8 protein-coding genes are annotated in these 14809 nt (G+C 67.6%); 5 read left to right on the top strand and 3 right to left on the bottom strand.

Annotated features, from left to right (window positions below):
* Positions 1–351: 351 nt before the first annotated feature.
* A complete protein-coding gene (locus CR919_RS03105; protein WP_049468393.1) occupies positions 352–900 on the bottom strand; it encodes a Dps family protein in 549 nt (182 codons plus the stop codon).
* An 86-nt stretch (positions 901–986) separates the two neighbouring features.
* On the opposite strand from CR919_RS03105, the gene hrpA reads away from it, so the two are divergent.
* The gene (hrpA, locus tag CR919_RS03110; protein ID WP_099818830.1) at positions 987–5072 is read left to right on the top strand and encodes an ATP-dependent RNA helicase HrpA; all 4086 of its coding nucleotides are present in this window, start codon (positions 987–989) and stop codon (positions 5070–5072) included.
* Between the two features lie 107 nt (positions 5073–5179).
* Here hrpA and CR919_RS03115 read toward each other — a convergent pair whose 3' ends face one another.
* Complete coding sequence (locus CR919_RS03115; protein WP_099818831.1) at positions 5180–5716, bottom strand: hypothetical protein; 537 nt, start codon at positions 5714–5716, stop codon at positions 5180–5182.
* A 130-nt stretch (positions 5717–5846) separates the two neighbouring features.
* On the opposite strand from CR919_RS03115, the gene CR919_RS03120 reads away from it, so the two are divergent.
* Together CR919_RS03120 and CR919_RS03125 are read left to right on the top strand one after the other, a co-directional pair.
* The gene (locus CR919_RS03120) at positions 5847–8003 is read left to right on the top strand and encodes a bifunctional (p)ppGpp synthetase/guanosine-3',5'-bis(diphosphate) 3'-pyrophosphohydrolase (protein ID WP_099818832.1); all 2157 of its coding nucleotides are present in this window, start codon (positions 5847–5849) and stop codon (positions 8001–8003) included.
* A 30-nt stretch (positions 8004–8033) separates the two neighbouring features.
* Entirely contained in the window at positions 8034–9599 is a 1566-nt protein-coding gene (locus CR919_RS03125; protein WP_099818833.1) for a hypothetical protein, read from the top strand.
* Here CR919_RS03125 and CR919_RS03130 read toward each other — a convergent pair.
* Complete coding sequence (locus tag CR919_RS03130; protein WP_099818834.1) at positions 9596–11695, bottom strand: glycosyltransferase; 2100 nt, start codon at positions 11693–11695, stop codon at positions 9596–9598. The genes CR919_RS03125 and CR919_RS03130 overlap by 4 nt on opposite strands.
* A gap of 95 nt (positions 11696–11790) precedes the next feature.
* Here CR919_RS03130 and mrcB point away from each other — a divergent pair, with 95 nt between their 5' ends.
* The gene (mrcB, locus tag CR919_RS03135; RefSeq protein WP_099818835.1) at positions 11791–14232 is read left to right on the top strand and encodes a penicillin-binding protein 1B; all 2442 of its coding nucleotides are present in this window, start codon (positions 11791–11793) and stop codon (positions 14230–14232) included.
* Positions 14229–14765: a tetratricopeptide repeat protein gene (locus tag CR919_RS03140; protein ID WP_099818836.1), complete on the top strand. Its 537-nt coding sequence runs from the start codon at positions 14229–14231 to the stop codon at positions 14763–14765. Before mrcB ends, CR919_RS03140 begins: the two co-directional genes overlap by 4 nt.
* Positions 14766–14809 lie beyond the last annotated feature (44 nt).

Here is a 14809-nt window from a genome sequence, read left to right on the forward strand (position 1 = left end):
CGCCTTCGACAGTTTCCCGGTGGCGGTGGGGCCATCCACGCCATGCGTGGATCAAATCTGTCAGATATCGACAAACAAAATGGGGTCGGATCCGTTTTCCTGCGGAAAACGGATCCGACCCCAAGAGATGGTCCGACAGATCGCGGAAATCTGTCGAAGGCGGGGTGGGGCCGGTGGCAGGGGTGTCCGCGGCATGGATGCCGCGGCCAAGCCCCCAAGGACGGGTTTACGGCGTCCCCTGCCACCGGACCCACCCCGCCAACCCACAGGAAACCAGCTTTTGCTTCGGCCGTTGCCGTTGCAGTTGCCTCTGCGGGTGCAGGGCGCAGCCCTGCCGGAAACCCCAAACGCTTACTGGAGCAGGGAGCGCAGCATCCACGCGTACTTCTCGTGGGTCTGCAGGCGCTGGGTCATCAGATCCTCGGTCGGGGCATCGTCGCCCTTGGAGGCCACATCCAGCACTTCACGTGCCGTACGGCATACCGCTTCGTTGGCGACCACCAACTGGCGTACCATTTCACGCCAGTCCGCACTGTCGGTCAGGCCCGGCTCCTCGACGATCGAGGTCAGTGCAGCAAATTCCCGGTAGGAGCCCGGGGCATTGAAGCCCAGTGCGCGGATGCGCTCGGCCACATCGTCCAGTGCCGCCCACTGCTCGGTGTACTGCGTCTCGAACATGGTGTGCAGCGAGTTGAACATCGACCCGGTGACATTCCAATGGAAGTTGTGGGTCTTCAGGTAGAGCGTGAACGCATCGGCCTGGAACCGCGCCAAACCGTCGGCGATCTTCTTGCGGTCGCCCTGGGTGATCCCGATATCGATGTTGGGGGCCGACGGCGCGGAAGCCGCAAGCTTCTGCTTGCCGGTCTTGGGCTTGGTCGTGCTCTTGGTCTTCGCCATGGGGTTCCTCCTTGTGGAATCGTTGGCCTTCACAATAAATCAGTCTTGATGACTGGTCGCATTCAAAGTTTTAAACGAACCGATTGATGAACGCTATCGACAAAATGCCGCAGTCCCGCCAGCGCCAACAGCGTGCCGCCATCGACGGCGCCATGAGCCGCGACCGTGGACGATTGCTGGGAATGCTCTCGCGTTGCCAGGCCAAGCCACAGGATGCGGCACTGGCCGCCAGTTTCGAGCAGGCCTTGCAGGTTTCGGTGCAGCGCCGGCAGGCGCGGGCGCAACAACAGCCGGCTATTACTCTGGACCCTCAGCTGCCGATTGCGCGTGAAGCCGAGACCATCACCCAGCTGATCCGCGACCACCAGGTGGTGGTGATCGCCGGTGAAACCGGCTCGGGCAAGACCACGCAGCTGCCGAAACTGTGCCTGGCCGCCGGCCGTGGCCAGGCGGGCATGATCGGCTGCACTCAGCCGCGACGGATCGCCGCGCGTGCGGTGGCCAGTCGCGTCGCGCAGGAACTGCACAGCGAGCTGGGCCAGCTGGTGGGCTACCAGGTGCGCTTCAATGACAAGGTCGGCGAAGACACCCGCATCAAGTTCATGACCGACGGCATCCTGCTGGCGGAGATCGCCAGCGACCACTGGCTGTCGAACTACGACACGATCATCGTCGACGAAGCGCACGAACGCAGCCTCAACATCGACTTCCTGCTGGGCTATCTCAAGCAGCTGCTGCGCAAGCGCCCGGACCTGAAGCTGATCGTCACGTCGGCGACCATCGACACCGAGCGTTTCGCCCAGCATTTCGACAACGCGCCGGTGATCAGTGTCGAAGGCCGCACCTATCCGGTGGAGGTACGCTATCGCGCGCTGGAAGGCGAGGGCGAAGAGCAGGGCGAGCGCACGGTCAACGATGCCATCGTCTCGGCCATCGATGAAATCACCCGCCTGGATTCGCGCGGTGATGTGCTGATCTTCCTGCCGGGCGAGCGCGAGATCCGCGATGCGCACCAGTCGCTGGAACGGCGCAAATACCGCAACACCGAGGTGCTGCCGCTGTACGCGCGGCTGTCCAACCAGGACCAGGACCGGGTGTTCAACCCGGGTCCAAACCGGCGCATCGTGCTGGCCACCAACGTGGCCGAGACCTCGCTGACGGTGCCGCGCATCCGCTACGTGGTCGACCCCGGTTTCGCCCGCGTCAAGCGTTACAGCCCGCGCAACAAGCTTGACCGCCTGCATATCGAGCCGATCTCGCAGGCCAGCGCCAACCAGCGCAAGGGTCGCTGTGGCCGTGTGGCTGAAGGTATCTGTTACCGCCTGTATGCCGAGGCCGATTTCCAGGCACGACCAGAGTTCACCGATCCGGAAATCCGTCGCTCCAGCCTGGCCGGGGTGATCCTGCGCATGCTGCAGCTCGGCCTGGGCCGCATCGAGGACTTCCCGTTCCTTGAGGCGCCGGATGAGCGGGCCGTCGCTGACGGTTGGCAGCATCTGACCGAGCTGGGGGCGATCGACAGCGAGCGCCATCTGACCGCGATCGGCAAGCAGATGGCGCGCCTGCCGGTGGACGTGAAGCTGGCACGCATGCTGGTGGCCGCACAGGCGGCCGGTTGCCTGCGGCCGATGCTGGTGATCGCCTCGTTCCTGGGCATCCAGGACCCGCGCGAGCGCCCGCCCGAAGCGCGTGGCGCCGCTGATAACGCACATGCCCAGTTCGCTGACGGCCGCTCCGAGTTCGTCGGTGTGCTGCGCCTGTGGGACGCCTATCGCCAGTCCCATGAGGATCTGACCCAGTCCAAGCTGCGCGACTGGTGTGGCCGCCACTTCCTCGGTTTCCTGCGCATGCGTGAATGGCGCGAGCTGCATCGGCAGCTGCGCCTGTTGTGCGAGGAGCTGGGCTGGAAGGAAGAAGCCAACGAGACATCGATGGCGCCGCTGCTGGCTGGCAGCAGTGCCTCGCCAGTCGCACGCGATGACGCCACTGCAGTGAAGGCAACCCGTGGCCAGCTGCATCGTGCCGCGCGCCTGGCCCGCGAGGGCAAGGCCGAAGCAACGCCGGCACCGGTTGCTGCGCGCGCACAGAAAGATCAGGCTCCGGAGGGCGGCGGCTACAGCGAGCGCGCGCGCGCCAATGCCTACCAGACCCTGCATCGGGCGCTGGTGGCGGGCCTGCCCACGCAGATCGGCCATCGCAGCGAAAAGGGCGATTTCCAGGCGCCGCGCCAGCGCCGTTTCCTGCCGTTCCCCGGCTCGACGCTGTCCAAGCGGCCGCCGCCGTGGCTGCTGGCAGCCAACCTGCTGGATACGCAGAAGGTGTGGGGCATGACCCTGGCGGCAATCGAGCCGGACTGGGTGATTGCCGAACTACCGCACCTGCTGCTGCGCAAGCACTTCGATCCGCACTGGTCGCGTGCGCAGGGCCAGGTGCTGGCCTCCGAACAGATCAGTCTGTTCGGGCTGGTGCTGGCACCGAAGAAGCCGGTGCACTACGGCCGTATCAATGCCGGCGAAGCGCACGACATCTTCGTGCGCCAGGCGCTGGTGACCGGTGAAATCAACACCCGTGCCAGCTTCGTGGCCGACAACCAGAAGGTGCTGGAGCAGGCGCGCGAGGAAGAAGCCAAGCTGCGCCGCGCCGGCATCGTCGCCGACGAAGACTGGCAGGCACGCTGGTACCTGGACCGGGTGCCGCCGCAGATCCACTCCGCGTCTGGACTGGATGCGTGGTGGAAGGCGTTGCCGCCGGAACAGCGCAAGGGACTGCACTGGTCGCTGGTGGATCTGCTGCCGGGCGAAGGCAGCGAGCAGGAGCGCTACCCGAAGTACCTGGCGCTGGGCCAGGCACGGTTGCCGCTGCACTACCGCTTTGAACCGGGGGCCGAAGATGACGGCGTGACCCTGGACGTGCCGCTTCACCTGCTCAATGCGCTGGATGCGGTGCAGTTGGGATGGCTCGCGCCCGGTTTCGTTGCCGACAAGGCGGCGGCATTGATCCGCAGCCTGCCCAAGGCGATGCGGCGCAACTACGTGCCGGCGCCGGATTTCGCGCGTGCGTTCTACGAGGCCTTCCCGCAGCCCAGCGCCGATGCGATCACCGGCGAGCTGGCGCGCTTCCTGTCACGGGCAACCGGGGCAAGCGTGGCCGCGATCGATTTCGAGCCCGGTTCAATCGAGCCGCACCTGCACATGAACCTGCGCCTGCGCGACGAGCAGGGCAAGGTGCTGGCAACATCGCGCGACCTGGATGCGCTGCGTGCGAAGTTCGGCGGCCGTGCCGGCGATGCATTCGCCGCACGTGCCGGGCGCGAGATGGCGGCCGACGGCCTGCGCAACTTCCCGGCCACACCGATTCCGCTGCAGGTACCGGGTGAAGCCGGCGTGCCGGCCTATCCCGCGCTGAAGGATGAAGGGGACAGCGTCGCACTGCGTATCTACGCCGATCGCCAACAGGCCGAGGAATTACACCCGCTCGGCGTGCGTCGACTGCTGGAGATCGGCCTGGGCGAGAAGATCAAACAGGCACGCAAGCAGTTGCCGGTCGCGCCGAAAACCGGACTGTTGTACGCCTCGATCGAAACCCAGGAACGCCTGCGTGGCGATCTGGTCGACGCGGCGCTGAATGCCGTGCTGGCTGATGGTCTGGGCGATATCCGCGATGCGGCGGCATTCGAGCAGCGTCGCGAACATGCGGCAAAAGCGCTGTTCGGCGAGGCCATGCAGCGGTTGAAGCTGGCCGAGTCGATCCTTGCCCTGGTGGCCGAGTTGAAGCCGATGCTGGAGGCGCCGTTGATGGGCTGGGCGCGCGGCAATCTGGATGACATGGAAGCGCAGCTGGTTGGGCTGATCCATCCGGGTTTCCTGCGTGACACACCGGCCGATGCCCTGGCGCAGTACCCGCGCTACCTGAAAGCGATGATCCTGCGCACCGAACGTGCCAAGCGCGATCCGCCGCGTGACCAGGCGCGCATGCTGGAACTGCATCCATTCCTGGAGGCATTGCAGGTGGGCGAGCAGCAGGGCCTGCGCGAGCGGCCGCAATGGCAGGCATTGCGCTGGGACCTCGAAGAACTGAGGGTGTCGTTGTTCGCGCAGGAACTGGGCGCACGCACCGGCGTTTCGGCGAAGAAACTGGCGCAGCGGGTGACCGCACTGCGCCAGGCCTCGTAACGCCCGGCCTGACCCCGCCGGGTGCTCGCCGGTGGGGTCAATCGGAATGCCATCCACGTATGGCGTGGATCTACTGCGGGTCCCGGCGGTAGCGGCCGATGGCGCCGTTACTTGGTGCGACGCACCTTGGGCTGGGTGTTCACGCCTTCGACCTTCAGGTACCACACGCCCATCACCCCGGGGCTGATGCTGACCTTCGGCGATTGCTTGCGCACGCCGGACACCGAGGTGGTATCGGTCTGTTCCCACTGCTGGCCATTGTCCAGCACGTAGATCCGGCCCTTGCCGAAACCGCGGAACTCGCCCTGCAGCACACCGCTGATCGGCTCGTTGCTACCGAAGTCGAAGAAGCCGCGGTTCTTCACAATCACTTCCTGGCGGCCTTCCTCGCGCGCTTCCTCACGCACCGCAGCGACGGCTTCGGTGGTGGCGGCTTCAACCTTGCCCTGCAGCCAGCGGTTCAGCGTGGCCAGCTCCGCGGCATTGAGTTTGTCCAGGCCGGCGGCCTTGAATTCGGCCGCTGACATCTGCTGCTGCAGGTCACCCTGCACCACGCGCTGGGCCAGGGCGGGCGCCGACAGGGACAGCAGCAGTGCGGCACAGGCCAGCAGGCGCGGGCGGAAAGGCAGGGTGATCGAAGGCATGGCGGAACTCTCCGGTGGATGTCGGCGAGTGTAGCGGCATGTCCACATTCCCGGCGATGGTGGCCGCGGCGATTGTTCCTGAACGGCTGCGGCGCTAGTGTAGGGGCTTCTGTCTTGCCTGCTCGATGCTGTGAACCGCGCTTCCGTCCCCGGCCTGGATGCCTTGTTGAACCGTCCCTCGGCAGCCGTGCTGCCGGCTCCGCTGCGCCAGGCCCTGCGCGGGCATTGGGAATCGCCGGACTGCGACCCACAGATGCGTGCCAGCTGGTCGGTGCTGGGCGATACGCTGGATGCGCTGGCAATGCTCTCGGCAGACGAGGGCGCCGTGGTGGCAGCCCTGCTGTTCGATCTGCCGGGCCTGCGCGTCCACCTCGACGCACTGCCGCTGGGCAGCCACAAAGCGGCGGTGATCGGCCTGCTCGATGGCCAGGATGCGGCCGATCCGGTGTGGGCCCTGCACGCCGGACGCGAGGCGGGCCGCAACAGCGAAGGCCTGCGCCGGTTGCTGCTGGCCATCATCCGCGACCTGCGGGTGGTGCCGATCCTGCTGGCCCGGCAGCTGGCGCGCATGCGCGCGGCCGACAAGCTCGATGAGGAGCAGCGCCGCGCGCTGGCCCAGTTGACCCGCGACATCCATGCGCCGCTGGCCAACCGGCTGGGCATCTGGCAGTTGAAATGGGAACTGGAAGACCTGGCGTTCCGCCACCTGGAACCGGACACCTACCGGCGCATCGCGCGCGAGGTCGACGAAACGCGCATCGCCCGCGAGCGCTACGTCGAGAACGTGAAGAAGGTGCTGTCGCGCGAACTGGGCGTGCAGGGCATCCGTGCCGAGGTCAGCGGCCGGCCCAAGCACATCTACAGCATCTGGCGGAAGATGCAGAAGAAGCGCCTGGCCTTCGACCAGCTGTATGACATCCGTGCGGTACGGGTGATGGTCGATGACGTGGCCGCCTGCTATGCCGCGCTCGGCGTGGTGCATGCGCTGTGGGCGCCGGTGCCGAGCGAGTTCGACGATTACATCGCCCGCCCCAAGGCCAACGATTACCGCTCGCTGCACACGGCGGTGGTCGGCCCGGAAGGGCGCACCATCGAAGTGCAGATCCGCACCCACGACATGCACGCGCAGGCCGAGCTGGGCGTGGCCGCGCACTGGAAGTACAAGGAAGGCGGCAAGGGCGCGGAGAAATCGTTCGATCGCAAGATCACCTGGATGCGGCAGCTGCTGGAGCAGGCACAGGACGGGCAGGGCAATGAACTGGCCGGCGCGCTCGATGCCGAGCTGACCGAAGACCGGGTCTACGCGTTGACCCCGAAGGACGAGGTGCTGGACCTGCCGCAAGGTGCCACACCGCTGGATTTTGCCTACCAGGTGCACACCATGGTCGGGCACCGCTGCCGTGGGGCCAAGGTCAACGGCCGCATCGTGCCGTTGACCTATCGCCTACGCAGTGGGGACCGGGTCGAGATCCTGACCGGCAAGGAGGCCGACCCGCGCCGCGACTGGCTGATGCCGGCCAACGGCTTCCTGGCCAGCAACCGCTCGCGCGAGAAGGTACGCAGCTGGTTCCACAAGCTGGACCGTGCGCGCAACGTGCAGGCAGGGCGCGAACTGCTGGAGCGCGAACTGAAGCGGCTGGGCCTGCAGCATTCGGACCTGTCCGCGGCGGCGAAGAAGTTCCATGCCGACAGTGTCGACGACCTGTACATCCAGGTCGCGCTGGGCGATACCGGCCCCAACCAGGTCAGCCGTTCGCTGCTGGAAGCCGAGCGTGCGGCCAGCCAGCCGGCGCCGACGGCGGCATTGCCGCGGCCGACCGCGCGCCGCGAGAACCTGGGCAAGTCCAAGTTCACCGTACAGGGTGTGGGCAACCTGCTGGTGCAGCTGGCGCGCTGCTGCCAGCCGGTGGCCGGTGAACCGATTGTCGGCTACCTGACCCGTAGCCGGGGTGTCACGGTGCATCGTGCAGACTGCGTCGCACTGGCGCGGCTGGCTGCGACCAGCCCGCAGCGGATCCTGCCGGTGGAATGGGGCCAGGCCGGCGGCGGCTATGAAGTGGATGTGGTGGTCGAGGCAGTTGACCGCCGCTGGCTGCTGAAGGACATCACCAACCTGATCGCACAGGAAGACGCCTACGTGTTGGACATCCACAGCGACAACGTCCGCAACAGCGGCCGCGCGCATCTGCGCCTGCGGCTGAAGGTCAGCGACTACGGCCAGTTGTCTAATCTGCTGGGCAAGCTCGATGCGCTGCCGGGCGTCAGTGAGGCGCGTCGTCTGGGCTGAGCTTCACGCTGCCCCGGCTACCCTGCACGCATGGAACGCGAGCCCCCGCATCGCTCACACGGCGCCGCACATCCGGCGCTCGATCGCGTTCGCCGTGAAAGCCGCTGGTGGTGGCTGCAGGTGCGCCATGCACGCCGGGTATGGCGTTGGGCGCTGCTGGCGGCTGCAGCCGTGTTCGTGCTGCTGGTGCTGGTGCGCAAGCCGCTGGCCGACTGGTTCTGGGATGAGCCACAGATAGAGCAACTGCTGGCCGAGGGCGATCGCGCGCTGGCCGACGGGCGCCTGACTGCGGCCGACGGCAGCGGCGCGCGCGAACGCTACCAGGCGGTGCTGGCGTTGGATGGCGACCGCCCGCAGGCGCGGCAGGGACTGGCCCGCACCGGCGCGGCAGCGTTGCAGCAGTCGCGTGAGCGACTGCAGGCGGGCGACCTGGACGGTAGTGCGCAGGCGCTGGCGTTGGCGCGTGAGCTGCAGGTGCCGCGTGCCGAGGCAGACGCGGTGGCGCAGCAACTGCAGGCGCGTCGTCGTGCCGGCGCTGGCATCGGCGCGCTGCTTGCGCAGGCCCGCAATGCCTTTGCAGCCGGGCGGCTGGACGACGGCGACAGCAGCGCGCTGCCGTTGTTCCAGCGTGTGCTGGCGCTGCAGCCGGACAATCTGCCTGCGCTGGAAGGTCGCGAGGACGCATTGAGCGATCTGCTGCAGCAGGCGCGTGCACAGGCCGCGCGCGGCGAACTGGCCACGGCGGCTGCGATCCTGCAGCGCGCACGCCAGTTCGATGCAGGTCATTCCGAACTTCCTGCCAGCCAGGAAGCGCTGGCCCAGGCCGTCGACCAGCGGCTGCAGCAAGGTCAGCGTGCGCTCAAACGACAGCAGCTCGAGACGGCTGCCGACAGTTTCCAGGCCGTGCTGGCGGTCACCGCCGATGATCCCACTGCACTGCGTGGGCGCGAGCAGACCGTGCAGGCACTGCTGGCGCGCAGCCAGAAGCGGGCCGACGACTTCCAGTTCGAGGCGGCCGACAAGGACGCTGCGCTCGCGACGGGGCTGGGCGCCTCGCAGGCGGCACAGCAGCAGCTGGCACAGCGCCTGCAGCGTGCGCGACAGGCACGCCAGTCGTTGCAGCAGCCGGGCATCAGCGCTGTCCAGCGTGAGCGCCAGCTGCGTGATCGGTTGCGCCAGATCGATCGTGCCGAGCGTGCCGGGCAGTGGATCAGCCCCCCCGGTCACAGCGCCTTCGATGCGTTGCGCGAAGCGCAGGCACTGGCGCCGCGCGACAGCCGGGTCAAGGCGGCGGCAGCGCGTCTGCTGCCCGCCAGCAGGTCCTGCTTCGATGACAACCTGCGACAGAACCGGGTGCAGGCTGCGGGCGCTTGCCTGCAGGCCTGGCAGACGCTGGCGCCGACCGCCGCAGGATTGCCCGATGCGCGTTCCCGCCTGGCACAGCGCTGGCTGGCGATCGGCAGCGAACGGCTGGGCCGCGGGGATGTGGAATTTGCCGCCTCGGCCGTGGAGCAGGTGCGGCGGCTGCAGCCGGATCTGGCCGAACTTGCCGCGTTCGAGGACCGCCTGCGGCACGCTGGCGGCCACATCGACTAGTCGAAGAACACCCGCTGCACAGTCGCCGACGCGGCATCCAGCGAGAAATGCTCGGCCACGTTGGCCAGGCCAGCGGCGGCCAGCTGCTGCCAGAGCACAGGGTCCTGGTACAGGCGGACCACCGCCTCGGCAAAGCCCGCTGCATCGTCGGCCACCAGCACATCCTGGCCGGCACGCAGGTGCATGCCTTCCACCGCGCAGGTGGTGCCGACCACGGGCTGGCCATGGGCCATGCTCAGGTTGATCTTGCCCTTCACGCCGGCGCCGAAACGCAGCGGCGCGATGGCGATGCGGGCACCGTCCATGTACGGAACGATGTCTTCGACGAAGCCATGCATCACTACACCCGGCTGGGTAGCAGCCAGAGCAAGCAGCGTCTCCGGTGCGCCGGCACCGATGCAATGCAGGTGCACCTGCGGCAGCGCCGCGCGGATGTGCGGGAACACGTCGCCGATGAACCACTCCATCGCATCCAGGTTCGGCGGGTGGCGGAAGCCGCCGACGAACACCAGGTCGTGGCGCTGCGCGAACGGTGCGCCCGCGCCGGCAACTTCATGCAGGTTGGAGATCAGCTCCACCCGCACCTGGGGTGCATCGGCCTGCAGCTGTTCGCGCTCGGCAGCGCTGACCAGCACGGTGATGTCGCACTGGTCCATCACTGCCAGTTCGCTGGCGCGGGTGCGTTCGGCGTTGCGCAGCAGGCCAGCATCGCCCGCCACTTCCGCACCACGGCGCTCGCGCAGGTAGTGCAGGTCGACGGTGTCGAACACGGTGCGGGCCTGCGGCGCGTAGCGCTCAAGCAGCGGCAGGCATTCGTTGGCGACGTGGTGGCGCACCATCATCACCACGTTGAAGCGGGTGCCATGGCTGCGCAGCCAGCCTGCGACACCGTCCAGGAAGGGCGTGTACCAGACTTCCACGCCCATCCGCTGCAGGGCTTCGGTCGCCACGCCGCCGTGTTCGCGCCGGGTGGGCACGAACACCACGTGGGCGCCGCCCTGCAGCAGCAGGCGGATCAGGTTGACCTGCCGCAGCGAGCCGGAGTCGCGTTCCGGGCGCGGCACTTCCTCATCCAGGATCAGCACCTGGCGCCGGCCGCGCAGCAGCAGCGCAGGCGAGGGCACTTCACCCACCTTGGGATGAGAGGCCAGTTCAGCGGCCCATCGGGCTGCGAAAACACCTTGGTTGCGTACCTGGTAAGCCTTCACGCCGCTGCCGGTATCGGTGCCGTTGCTGGTGCCTTCATCGTGGATCACCCGGCTGGCCGGCTGCACCAGCACCCGCAGCCCCTGCGCACGCACGCGGAACGCCAGGTCGGTGTCTTCGTAGTAGGCCGGCTTGTAGCGGGTGTCGAAGCCGCCCAGCTGCTGCCACAGTGCACGGGGCAGCATCAGCGCGGCGCCGGAGCAGTAATCGACGTCACGCAGGCTGGCGAAGCGGGGGTCATCGGCCGCTTCGAAACGGCCGTAGCTCCAGCCACTGCCATCGCCGAAGATCACCCCGCCCGATTCCTGCAGGCGGCCGTCGGGATACAGCAGCTGGCTGCCGACCAGGCCGGCATCGGCGACGGTCGCAAAGGTGTCCAGCAATGCCTCCACCCAGCCCGGCTGCGGCACCGTATCGTTGTTGAGCAGCACCACGTAGCGGCCGCGCGTGCGCGACACGCCGTCGTTGCAGGCCTCGATGAAGCCACCGTTGCGCTCGCGCACTTCGTAACGCAGGCCGCTGATCTGCGGCATCCACTGCACCGTTGCGTCGCTGCTGCCGTCGTCCACCACCAGGATCTCGCAGGCCACCGACGGCGGGTGCGCGGCGAGGGCGCGCAGGCAGGCCAGGGTATGGTCGACGTGGTTGTAGACCGGAATGACGATGCTTACTTCCGGCGTATCGCTGGTGGGCACCGCGAAGGGAGCGAACGGCTGTGCCGGTGGCAGGTACAGCGGTTTGCGCGGTGCTGGAACGGCGCGCTGGGTGTGCACCCGGATCCGCTGCCAGGTGGCCCGCCAGCCGCGGGTACGCAGGCTGGCCAGGCTGCGGCGGGCCAGCCCGGTCAGGCGATTGATCAGGTAGCGGATTTCGGCCAGGGACATCGCCATCCGGTTGCAACTCCAGCTTAAGCAGGGGGGCCGGGAGAATTCGCCTGCCGCAGCGGCTGGGGTAGACTCGCCAGACCCTACATTGTCGCATTCCCGTGCCCCGACGCTACGATTCAGACGATATCGACGATTTCGACGACGACGACCAGCAGGACACCGGTCCGCTCTGGCGGCGCCGGCTGATCACCTGGAGCATGGCGGCGGTCGCGTTGGGATTGGGTTTCCTGATCCCCTATACGCTGTACCTGAACCAACAGGTGACGCAACGCTTCGGTGAACTGCGCTGGCAGATCCCGACGCGCGTCTATGCACGCCCGCTGGTGCTGTTGCCCGGCAAGGCGATGGATGCGGCGACCCTGAAGACCGAACTGGCCGCCTCGGCCTATCGCGATGATGGCCAGGGCAAGGAACCGGCAACCTATGCGGTGCAGGGCGGGCGCTTCGTCATCTCCAGCCGCGGCTACAACGACGTCGATGGCCAGGTCGCACCGCGTCGGGTCGAGCTGTCGCTGTCCGGCGGCAGCATCGCCTCGCTGCGCGACGCCGACAGCCGCAAGGCGCTGAAGGCGGCCCGCATGGATCCTGCACGCATCGCCACGCTGTATGGGCAGAAGCAGGAAGAACGCCGCCTGATCCGCATGAACGAGGCCCCGGACCTGCTGGTCACTGGCCTGCAGGCGGTCGAGGACAAGGACTTCAACCGCCATCACGGCATCGATCTGTCCGGCATCGCGCGCGCGGTCTGGGTGACGGTCCGCTCCGGTGGGCAGAGCCGGCAGGGCGCTTCCACCCTGACCCAGCAGCTGGCCCGCAGTGGTCTGCTCGGCATCGGCAAGGAACAGACCGTCACCCGCAAATTCAACGAAGTGCTGTACGCGTTGATCATGGAAGCGCGCTATGACAAGCGCACCATCTTCGAGGCGTACCTCAACCAGGTGTATCTGGGCCAGCGCGGCAGCCAGGCGATCCACGGCATGTCCTCCGGCGCCGAGTTCTGGTTCGGCCGTGATCTCTCCTCGCTGGAAACCGAGCAGATCGCGCTGTTGATCGGCCTGGTCAAGGGGCCGTCGTACTACGACCCGCGGCGCAATCCCGAGCGTGCGCTGGACCGTCGCAACTTCGTGCTGGGCAAACTGCACGAGGCGACCCTGATCGATGATGCCGAGTACCAGCGTGCGTTGAAGGCGCCGCTGGGCGTGCCCAAGACCCCGGGCCTGGTGGCAGCCAACCGCTTCCCGGCCTACGTCGACCTGGTGCGTCGCCAGCTTGGCCACGACTATCCGGAATCGGCTCTGCAGGGCGCCGGACTGAGCGTGATGAGCGGCATGTCGCCGTCCGCGCAGGCCTATGCCGAAGGCGCGGTCACGCGCACCATCAAGTCGCTGGAAAGCAAGCGTCGCCCCGAGCTGCAGGCCGGCCTGGTGATGACCGACGTGCACAACGGTGACGTGGTGGCGGTGATCGGCAGCCGCGAAGTGTCCGAGGTCGGCTTCAACCGCGCCATCGAGGCGCAGCGCCCGGTCGGCTCGCTGCTCAAGCCGTTCGTGTACCTGCTCGCACTCGCGCAGCCGGACCGATATTCGCTGGCCAGCTGGGTCGACGATTCTCCGGTGACCGTGCAGCTCAGCCGCGGCCGCAACTGGAATCCCGGCAATGCGGACAACCGCAGCCATGGCACCGTGCGCCTGATCGATGCGCTGGCTCATTCCTACAACCAGGCCACGGTACGCGTGGGCATGCAGGTCGGCCCGGAACGGGTGACCCAGCTGATCCACGTGCTGGCCGGCATCAAGGCCGAGGCAAATCCGGCGGTGATCCTCGGCTCGACCGACCAGAGCCCGTACGCGATGGCGCAGCTGTACCAGTTCCTGGCATCGGGCGGCGAAATCCAGCCGCTGCACGCGGTGCGTGGCGTCCTCGATCCGCAGGGCAAGCTGCTCAAGCGCTACGACAAGACGCCTGCACCGGCACAGGAGGGCGACTCCATTGCCGCCAACCTGATCAGCATCGGCCTGCAGCAGGTGGTGGCCAGCGGTACCGCGCAGCGCTTGAATGCCGATGGCCTGGGCCGCCTGCAGCCGGCCGGCAAGACCGGCACCACCAACGATGGCCGCGACAGCTGGTATGCCGGTTACACCGGCGACCACCTGGCGGTGATCTGGATGGGCAACGACCAGAACGAACAGGCCGGCCTGTATGGCGCCACCGGCGCGATGCGGGTGTGGTCGGGCATCTTCCAGCGTCTGCCGACGGCGCCGCTGAAGGTCAGCAACAAGGGCCTCGACTGGCAGCCGGTTGCGGCGACCGGTACCAACAGCACCGATGAAGGCTGCCCGGGCGCACGCCGCTTCCCGTTCGTGGTGGGCTATGCGCCTGCCTACGAGCCATGTGCACCGGCCGCCGTGCCGGACGCGCAGGGCGGTGCCGAAGGCGAGGGCGGCGGCTGGCGCAGCTGGTTCGGCCTTGACCGTAAACCGGAACCCGCCGCTGAACCCGCCGCAGCACCCGCTGCAGCGACTCCTCCTCCAAGCCGATGATGCCGATGACTATCCGTTTGCTGTTCCAGCCCCTGGTCCTGAGTGGCCTCAGCCTGGCCCTGGCGGCCTGCGTGAGCAGCGCGCCGCAGGTGGTCAAGCCGGTGGACATCACCACGCCCGCACAACGACTGGCAGCGGTGGAAGCTGCCGCTGGCCCGGATGACAAGGAACTGTCGGTGCAGCCGTTGCGCGATTCGCAGGTTGAGGATCTGCGGCAGACGGCGCTGACCCAGCGCCAGGCCAGTGATCTGGCCGGCGCGGCCGCCAGCCTGGACCAGGCGTTGCAGATCGTGGCCGGTGATCCGTCGGTATTGCAGGAACGCGCGGAACTGGCGCTGCTGCAGGGCCAGTGGGCGGAGGCGGAAACGTTCGCACGCAAGGCCGTGGACCTGGGGTCGAAGACGGGGCCGCTGTGCCGCCGGCACTGGGCGACGATCGAGCAGGCGCGCCTGGCACGGGGCGAGAAGGAGAATGCGGTGTCGGCGCATGCGCAGATTGAAGGTTGCACGGTGCCGGGGATCAAGCGGTACTGAGGTATTCCCCTCCATCGGGCGCTGCCCCCTCTGCGGCGGCGGGC

The organism is Stenotrophomonas sp. LMG 10879 (assembly GCF_002750935.1).
Lineage (GTDB): Bacteria > Pseudomonadota > Gammaproteobacteria > Xanthomonadales > Xanthomonadaceae > Stenotrophomonas > Stenotrophomonas lactitubi_B.

Excerpts from the sequence above, each read along its gene's own strand:
- CR919_RS03105 (WP_049468393.1), bottom strand. The coding sequence starts at position 900 with ATGGCGAAGACCAAGAGCACGACCAAGCCCAAGACCGGCAAGCAGAAG.
- hrpA (WP_099818830.1), top strand. The coding sequence starts at position 987 with ATGAACGCTATCGACAAAATGCCGCAGTCCCGCCAGCGCCAACAGCGT.
- CR919_RS03115 (WP_099818831.1), bottom strand. The coding sequence starts at position 5,716 with ATGCCTTCGATCACCCTGCCTTTCCGCCCGCGCCTGCTGGCCTGTGCC.
- CR919_RS03125 (WP_099818833.1), top strand. The coding sequence starts at position 8,034 with ATGGAACGCGAGCCCCCGCATCGCTCACACGGCGCCGCACATCCGGCG.
- CR919_RS03130 (WP_099818834.1), bottom strand. The coding sequence starts at position 11,695 with ATGGCGATGTCCCTGGCCGAAATCCGCTACCTGATCAATCGCCTGACC.
- CR919_RS03140 (WP_099818836.1), top strand. The coding sequence starts at position 14,229 with ATGATGCCGATGACTATCCGTTTGCTGTTCCAGCCCCTGGTCCTGAGT.